Origin of the sequence: Burkholderia sp. E168m23 (assembly GCF_016586125.1) — a bacterium.
Classification (GTDB): Bacteria; Pseudomonadota; Gammaproteobacteria; order Burkholderiales; family Burkholderiaceae; genus Burkholderia; species Burkholderia orbicola.
In genome coordinates, this window is sequence record NZ_BCPP01000254.1 from 1 (window position 1) to 7,700 (window position 7,700).

The following is a 7,700-nucleotide window of genomic DNA, read 5'->3' on the forward strand; positions in this document are numbered from 1 at the left end:
GATCCGGTGAAATTTTAGAGGGACATATGAGGTCGATTAAGGAAATTGTCGAGATCATAAGATCCGATGGTAGATGCCAAGTGTTGCCGGCGAGCGGAAAGCTACCGCAGCTGCCACATGCCGACATGGCATATCCGAATGATATGGTCGAATTCTACAATCTTTGCGGTGGTGTGATTTTGTTCAGACCCGGGAAAGATAATATTTCTTTCAAGATATTACCTGCCGGTGATGTGTTGCAAACCAATATGATCATTGTGGGTGATCCGTGTGAGGACGATATTTCTTTTTCGTGGTATGCAATCTGTAAAACAGACAACGGTGACTACATATCCATTGATACCTCCAAGGAAAGGAATGGAAGATGTTACGATAGTAATTTCGAAGTTCATGGTGTAGTTGGGAGTTGTCCAATAATAGCGTTAAGTTTTTCTGAGTTGCTTGATGAGCTATATAAAAGTTCGGGGGCTGATATTTTTTGGAAAGCGAAGGATTACGGCGACGCTTACGCGTGATGTTAGGAAGAGTATTCAATAAGTTTTCTGAAAACGTCTATTTGGTAGTCAAAGCCTATACACGTTTGGCGTGATAGCGAGTTGGCCCTGTTCGTGTCGCGATCTCGAAGAATATTTTCATCAGGCCGATGTCTTTTTGAAGTGCGGATTTTTATTTTTCGGGTGTCGATTTTGATGGTCTCAAGGCGGTCAACGGCTATCTTGCCCACGTTGCGGACGACGCGGTGCTAGTCAGTGTCCCGACACAGCTGCGCAAGCAACGCGCGTGGCTGAGCCAGTGCCTGCCTTGCGGGCAATAAATCTGCGGGGACGTTTGGGCTGTGCGCGAAGCGGGTGGCGCGAACTGGATCGCCGACCGGATTTGACCGATATGGTTTATTGATCGAACTGTTCGACGGACGCACGGCAGTCGCCATGATCATCGGTTCTTTGGCGCAATCGAATCGTGACGTGGCGACTGGAGTGCTCTGGTTGATAAATGAGTGTGATAGCCGTGGATCAAGATATTGAGAGCATGCTTCGGCGTTATCGTGATCGGGACATTGATTTGCGGCAACTGCGCGTGTGGTTAGGCAACGAAAGCGCGCGTGTCGAGGCACAAATTCCGCGAGGTCAATTGCAGAAGTTGAAGCGAGGGAGCGAAGCGCAGGGCAATGGGGTGATCGCGCAGTTGCTTCCTGCATGCGACTACTGTCTCGGGATTGGTTCGCCCGAGCAATTCGTATCGCGCCAAGAGTATCAGCAGTATTCGCAACGTCGCGACGTTGCCGTTACCAATGGAGTTCTCGCGGAAATTGTTCCGCCGCCTTTTGATTCCGAGGGGCAGGGGGCGGCAGGCGCTGCAACGTATTATCGCTGCACTCGGTGTCATTCGATTTGGGTATTCGTGGAACCGGAGAGGGCGGAAAACGGCTCGTGGGATAGAGTTATCTAGAGCTACTCATCGCGCGGATCGAGATTGAGTCTGGCGAGCGTGATCATCCCGCAGCTGCAAGCGCAACGCCGACAGAGGCGACCGCGCTGCGCAACGTCGCGCAGCGCGCCGGACAGGGTAGACAGCCCTAAGCGGCAGCTACCCCAAAACCCCACCTCACCAAGCAATATCGCAAGACGACCGCGACGTCCCCGCACCACCGGTAGCCGTGCACTTCGTCCCCGATCCATTGTCATAAAACGTCCGCGTCTCGGGCTGCGGCACCGACGGATCGAACGGATTCGGCGCCCCATGCGGACCGCGCGGCGCATCGTACGGCCGCTGCGGTGCATACGAACCGCCACTTCCAGCAGGCCGCGAGCCGTTCGCGCGCAGGTATTCATTCCAGTTCTGCTCGCGCTGCTCATACCCGGGCACTGCGCGACCCAGGCTATCGCTCCCGCCCGCGCCGAGCGCGACGCGGTTCGGCGGCAAGACGAAATCGGGTTCACGCCCGGAAGAAGCGGGCAGCGGCGCCACCAGCGCGTCGCTCGTCACCCGCAACGGCCGCGTATCCGGCGTATCGAACGGGCTACGTTCGGCAGGCGCAGCGAACTGCACCCGTCGGCGGCTCATCCGCGCCGCATGCCCGTCATCCCGAGCAGCCGCACGCCGCTCCGAGCGAAACACGTTCGCACCGGCCGACCGATCGGTCAGCGTATCGCGTCCCGAGGCATGGGCGGCAGAAACAGAAAGCGCGCACGCGATCGCGGCGGCGGAAGAGAGGCGGATGGGGCAATTCATGGGCGATCCGAAGCAGGTGATGTGCATTGAACAAAAACGGCAGATCACTGGCTGGCGGCTGAGCGACGAGGGGGCGTCGAAGCGGCCCTGAAGCGACTGCGAGGCGCGGCGAAGGCGACTTGCAGGGAGGCTGGCTGGATTGCAGAAGCGAGTTCGTATTATTTCACGGAAATATCAAAAAGCTTTCAAATTGTTTGGCTTCGTAGATAAACAGTAAGGATTGCCGCTTCACCGAGCGCCCCGTCATGGTGCGTGCTCACACAATCATCAGTCGATTGATTTCCAGCGACCAGGGCCCTTGGCAACCTAAAAAACGCATCACCGGGGAGTCTCCATCGCCGAACGCCAAGCCCAGCAAGGAACCCGCGCCGCCTTCTTGCCAAAATAGCAACCCGATTGCACTCGAAGCAAACGTTCTCGCCTCCCCGGGGTTGCGCCCCGATCGCCACCCACCTATCTCAAAAGCCTACGTGTTTTCCCTCGGTCGACAGGCATTTTTGACAGACGATTAAAAAACGCCCATATAATTTCGGTTGCCTTGCCAACGGCTGTCGGACCATCCCTCCGAACGAGCAGTTGGCAAGCGGGGCAGGCGAAACGCTTGCGCAATGCAAGACGCATCACGATGTCTTTCCGAACCAGACGTCCCCTTCGGGGACTGCAAGAGCCGGGCCCCGCTACGCAACATTCCGCTGGAGTTCCGTCTTCTATGTGTCTCGGGCGTGTCCCATGTCCTCGCCCCGGGTGCTGTTCGATTGCGCAAGTCATGCCGCCTTTGCCCGTATGACTAAACAACATCGAGGAGCTCCCAGATGACGCTGTCCCGTCTTACGTCCATTTCCGTCGCCGCCGTGCTGTTCGCCGCCGGCGCCGCCGCCGCGCAAGCGGAAACCGTGAAGATCGCCATCGCTGGTCCGATGAGCGGCTCGGTCGCCCAGTACGGCGACATGGTGAAGGCCGGCGCGCTGACCGCGATCGAACAGATCAACGCGGCCGGCGGTGCGGGCGGCAACAAGTTTGAAGTCGTGATGATGGACGACGCGTGCGAACCGAAGCAGGCCGTCGCCGTCGCCAACAAGATCGTCAGCCAGAAGATCAAGTACGTGATCGGCCACGTGTGCTCGGGCTCGACGATTCCCGCGTCGGACATCTACGAGAACGAAGGCATCGTGATGGTCACGCCGTCGGCCACCGCGCCGCAGCTGACGGAAGGCAAGAAGCGCCACTTCATCTTCCGCACGATCGGCCGTGACGACCAGCAAGGCCCGGCCGCCGCGCACTACATCATCAACAACGTGAAGCCGAAGAAGGTCGCGGTCCTGCACGACAAGCAGTCGTACGGCCAGGGCATCGCGTCGTCGGTGAAGAAGGACCTCGAAGCGGCGAAGATCCCGGTCGTGCTGTTCGAAGGCATCAATGCCGGCGATTCGGACTACTCGGCGATCATCACGAAGCTGAAGTCGCAAGGCGTCGATTTCGTCTACTTCGGCGGCTACCACCCGGAAATGGGCCTGCTGATGCGCCAGGCGCGCGAGCAGGGCGTGAAGGCGACCTTCATGGGGCCTGAAGGCGTGGGCAACAAGGACGTGACGGCGATCGCCGGCCCGGCTTCGGAAGGCATGCTGGTCACGCTGCCGGCCGACTTCTCGGCCGATCCGGCCAACGCGGCGCTCGTGAAGGCGTTCGCGGACAAGAAGCGCGACCCGAACGGCCCGTTCCAGATGCCGGCGTACGCCGCGGTGAAGATCATCGCCGACTCGATCGCGGGAGCGAAGACGACCGACCCGACGAAGGTCGCCGCGTACATGCACAAGACGACGTTCGACACGCCGATCGGCAAGGTCGCGTATGACGCACAGGGCGACCTGAAGGCGTTCAAGTTCGTCGTGTACACGTGGCACAAGGACGCGACGAAGACCGCCGCCAAGTAAGACGGAGTACCCGCCCGTGCGCCCGCCCTGTCCGAAACCCGGACGGGGCGGGTGCGTATTGGCCGCGCATTCCCCGTGCGCGGCCAAGGAGGGCGGCCCGAGACGACACCGTGCGTTGCGCGCGGCCGACCGCCGTGATCCGGCGACGGCATGCGACCCAATGCCAACGGGAGCTTCCCGCACATGACTGACTTCTTTCCTCAATTCGCCCAGCAGCTGGTCAACGGCCTGACGCTGGGTGCGATCTATGCGTTGATCGCCATCGGCTATTCGATGGTCTACGGCATCATCGGCATGATCAACTTCGCCCACGGCGAGATCTACATGATCGGCGCGTACGTGGGCCTCGTGACCCTGACGGCCATCGGCATCTCCGCCGGCTATCCGCTGCCGCTCGTGCTCGGCGCCGCGCTGATCGTGTCGGTGATCGTCACCGGCCTGTACGGCTTCGCGGTCGAGCGCGTCGCGTATCGGCCGCTGCGCGGCGGCCCGCGCCTCGTGCCGCTGATCTCCGCGATCGGCATGTCGATCTTCCTGCAGAACTACGTGCAGATCGGCCAGGGCGCGCGCGACGTGTCGGTGCCCGTGCTGATCTCCGGCGCGTTCGAAATCCATCTCGGCGGCGACTACGACGTGACGATTCCGTATGCGCGCCTGTTGATCGTCTGCGTGACGCTCGTGCTGATGATCGCGCTCACGCTGTTCATCTCGCATTCGCGGATGGGCCGTGCGTGCCGCGCGTGCGCCGAGGACATGAAGATGGCGAACCTGCTCGGCATCGACACGAACCGCGTGATCTCGTTCACGTTCGTGCTCGGCGCGATGCTGGCGGCCGTCGGCGGCGTGCTGATCGGGCTGACGATCGGCAAGCTGAATCCGTATATCGGCTTCGTCGCGGGCATCAAGGCGTTCACCGCCGCGGTGCTCGGCGGGATCGGCAGCATTCCGGGCGCGATGCTCGGCGGCGTGCTGCTGGGCCTGGCCGAAACCTTCGCCGCGGGCTACATGCCGGCCGAGTACAAGGACGTGGTCGCGTTCGGCCTGCTCGTGCTGATCCTGCTCTTCCGCCCGACCGGCCTGCTCGGCAAGTCGGACATCGAAAAGGTTTGAGGGAGACGCAGATGAGTCAAGTCATTTCCGTTCGCCGCCCGGCCGCCGACGCGTCGTTCGGCCAGGCGCTGAAGAACGCCGTGGCCGCCGCGATCCTGACGGCGATCCTCACGATTCCGGTGCTCGGGCTGCAACTGAAGCTCGATGGTTACCAGGTCGTGCTGACGCCGCATTGGCGCCCGGTGTGGATCGCGGTCGCGGCCGTGTTCCTGTTCCAGTTGTTCAAGCCGTGGCTGATGCGCGCGAAAGCGGCCGTGAAGCTGCCGGCGGCGCCGACGATGGGCGCGCAGCAACAGCGCGTGATCATCTGGGTGCTGCTCGCCGTTGGCCTCGTATGGCCGTTCTTCGGCTCGCGCGGCGCGGTGGACGTCGCGACGCTCGCGCTGATCTACGTGATCCTCGGCCTCGGGCTGAACATCGTGGTCGGTTTCGCGGGGCTGCTGGATCTCGGCTACGTCGGGTTCTACGCGGTCGGCGGCTATACGTACGCGATGCTGAACCAGTATTTCGGGTTGTCGTTCTGGGAGTGCTTGCCGATCGCGGCGATCGCCGCGGCGACGTTCGGCTTCCTGCTCGGCTTCCCGGTGCTGCGCCTGCGCGGCGACTATCTGGCGATCGTCACGCTCGGCTTCGGCGAAATCATCCGCCTGCTCGCGAACAACCTGACGAGCCTCACCGGCGGCCCGGACGGCATCTCGAGCATTCCGAAGCCGACGGTGTTCGGCTTCGAGATGGCGCGCTCGGCGAGCGTCGAAGGCGCGAAGACCTTCCATGAACTGATCGGGCTGGAATACAGCGGCGAGCACATGGTGATCTTCCTGTACCTGATCGCGCTGCTGCTGGTGGGCTTCACGCTGTTCGTGACGAGTCGCCTGATCCGCATGCCGATGGGGCGCGCATGGGAAGCGCTGCGCGACGACGAGATCGCATGCCGTTCGCTCGGCCTGAACCCGACGCGCATCAAGCTGTCGGCGTTCACGCTCGGCGCGGCGTTCGCGGGCATCGGCGGCGCGTTCTTCGCGGCGCGTCAGGGCCTCGTGAATCCTGAATCGTTCACCTTCATCGAATCGGCGCTGATCCTCGCGATCGTCGTGCTCGGCGGGATGGGCTCGCAGCTCGGCGTGATTCTCGCGGCGATCCTGCTGACCGTGCTGCCGGAGGTCGCGCGCGGGTTCGCCGAATACCGGATGCTGATCTTCGGTCTGGTGATGGTGTTGATGATGATGTGGCGTCCGCAGGGCCTGCTGCCCGCGAGCCGTCCCCACGTGGAGCTGCCGCAATGAGCGCGAATGCAGAACTGTTGAAGGTGGCCGGGCTGCAGATGCGCTTCGGCGGGTTGCTCGCGGTGGACGGCATCGATTTCGACGTGCGCCGCGACGAGGTGTTCGCGATCATCGGGCCGAACGGCGCGGGCAAGACCACGGTGTTCAACTGCGTCGGCGGCTTCTACAAGCCGACCGGCGGCGACGTGGTGCTCGACGGCCATGCGATCGCCGGGCTGCCGAGCCACAAGATCGCGTTGAAGGGCCTGGTGCGGACGTTCCAGAACATTCGCCTGTTCAAGTCGCTGACCGTGGTCGAGAACCTGCTCGTCGCGCAGCATCGCAAGGTGAAGGCGGGGCTGCTGCACGGCCTGTTCGCGACGCCCGCGTACCGTCACGCCGAGAAGGAAGCGCTCGAGCGCGCGGCCGTGTGGCTCGACCGGATGGGGCTGACGGCGGTCGCCAACCGGCCGGCCGGCACGCTGTCGTACGGGCACCAGCGGCGTCTGGAGATTGCGCGCTGCATGATCACCGAGCCGCGCCTCTTGATGCTCGACGAGCCGGCGGCCGGCCTCAACCCGCAGGAAAAGATCGAGCTGCAGCACCTGATCGACAAGCTGCGCCGTGAATTCGGCGTATCGGTGCTGCTGATCGAACACGACATGAGCCTCGTGATGGGCGTGTCCGACCGCATCCTCGTGATGGAGCACGGCCGGCCGATCGTGATCGGCACGCCGGAAGCGGTCCGCAACGACCCGCGCGTGATCAAGGCGTATCTGGGGGAAGAGTGATGCTGAAGCTGGAACAGGTCCATACGCACTACGGCGCGGTCGAAGCGCTCGCGGGCGTGTCGATCGAGGTGAACAAGGGCGAGATCGTCACGCTGATCGGCAGCAACGGCGCCGGCAAGACGACGCTGATGATGACCGTGTGCGGCACGCCGCGCGCGTCGTCGGGCCGCGTGCTGTTCGAGGGCAACGACATCACCGCGATGTCGACGCACCAGATCATGCGGCAGGGAATGGCGATCTCGCCGGAAGGGCGGCGCGTGTTCCCGAGCCTGACGGTGCTCGAGAACCTGAAGATGGGCGGCTTCTTCGCGAGCCGTCACGAGATCGACGACGGCATCGAGCACGTGTTCAAGCTGTTTCCGCGCTTGAAGGAG

At 62.3% G+C, this 7,700-nt stretch carries 8 protein-coding genes; 7 read left to right on the plus strand and 1 reads right to left on the minus strand.

What is annotated here, in order from left to right; genetic code table 11:
* The coding region (locus JMF90_RS15085) for an SMI1/KNR4 family protein (RefSeq protein WP_307730536.1) at positions 1–515 on the plus strand (515 nt) is incomplete at its 5' end.
* Between the two features lie 493 nt (positions 516–1,008).
* Positions 1,009–1,449 (plus strand): hypothetical protein, encoded by a 441-nt coding sequence (locus JMF90_RS15090; protein ID WP_226292312.1) that lies wholly within the window; start codon positions 1,009–1,011, stop codon positions 1,447–1,449.
* A 156-nt stretch (positions 1,450–1,605) separates the two neighbouring features.
* On the opposite strand, the gene JMF90_RS15095 is transcribed toward JMF90_RS15090, so the two are convergent.
* Positions 1,606–2,259: a hypothetical protein gene (locus JMF90_RS15095; RefSeq protein WP_011547153.1), complete on the minus strand. Its 654-nt coding sequence runs from the start codon at positions 2,257–2,259 to the stop codon at positions 1,606–1,608.
* Between the two features lie 785 nt (positions 2,260–3,044).
* Between JMF90_RS15095 and JMF90_RS15100 the strand changes: the two genes are divergently transcribed.
* From JMF90_RS15100 to JMF90_RS15120, 5 genes are all read left to right on the plus strand, one after another.
* The gene (locus JMF90_RS15100; protein ID WP_006480712.1) at positions 3,045–4,163 is read left to right on the plus strand and encodes a branched-chain amino acid ABC transporter substrate-binding protein; all 1,119 of its coding nucleotides are present in this window, start codon (positions 3,045–3,047) and stop codon (positions 4,161–4,163) included.
* A 183-nt stretch (positions 4,164–4,346) separates the two neighbouring features.
* A complete protein-coding gene (livH, locus tag JMF90_RS15105; protein WP_012339584.1) occupies positions 4,347–5,273 on the plus strand; it encodes a high-affinity branched-chain amino acid ABC transporter permease LivH in 927 nt (308 codons plus the stop codon).
* 11 nt (positions 5,274–5,284) lie between these two features.
* The gene (locus JMF90_RS15110) at positions 5,285–6,556 is read left to right on the plus strand and encodes a high-affinity branched-chain amino acid ABC transporter permease LivM (RefSeq protein ID WP_006480714.1); all 1,272 of its coding nucleotides are present in this window, start codon (positions 5,285–5,287) and stop codon (positions 6,554–6,556) included.
* Positions 6,553–7,326 (plus strand): high-affinity branched-chain amino acid ABC transporter ATP-binding protein LivG, encoded by a 774-nt coding sequence (gene livG / locus JMF90_RS15115; protein ID WP_006480715.1) that lies wholly within the window; start codon positions 6,553–6,555, stop codon positions 7,324–7,326. The genes JMF90_RS15110 and livG overlap by 4 nt, the downstream gene beginning before the upstream one ends.
* The coding region (locus JMF90_RS15120) for an ATP-binding cassette domain-containing protein (protein WP_201325202.1) at positions 7,326–7,700 on the plus strand (375 nt) is incomplete at its 3' end. The genes livG and JMF90_RS15120, both read left to right, overlap by 1 nt.

Bases quoted from the DNA above. Each gene is read 5' to 3' on its own strand.
- livG (WP_006480715.1), top strand. From the start codon at position 6,553: ATGAGCGCGAATGCAGAACTGTTGAAGGTGGCCGGGCTGCAGATGCGC.
- livH (WP_012339584.1), top strand. From the start codon at position 4,347: ATGACTGACTTCTTTCCTCAATTCGCCCAGCAGCTGGTCAACGGCCTG.
- JMF90_RS15110 (WP_006480714.1), top strand. From the start codon at position 5,285: ATGAGTCAAGTCATTTCCGTTCGCCGCCCGGCCGCCGACGCGTCGTTC.
- JMF90_RS15100 (WP_006480712.1), top strand. From the start codon at position 3,045: ATGACGCTGTCCCGTCTTACGTCCATTTCCGTCGCCGCCGTGCTGTTC.
- JMF90_RS15095 (WP_011547153.1), bottom strand. From the start codon at position 2,259: ATGCACATCACCTGCTTCGGATCGCCCATGAATTGCCCCATCCGCCTC.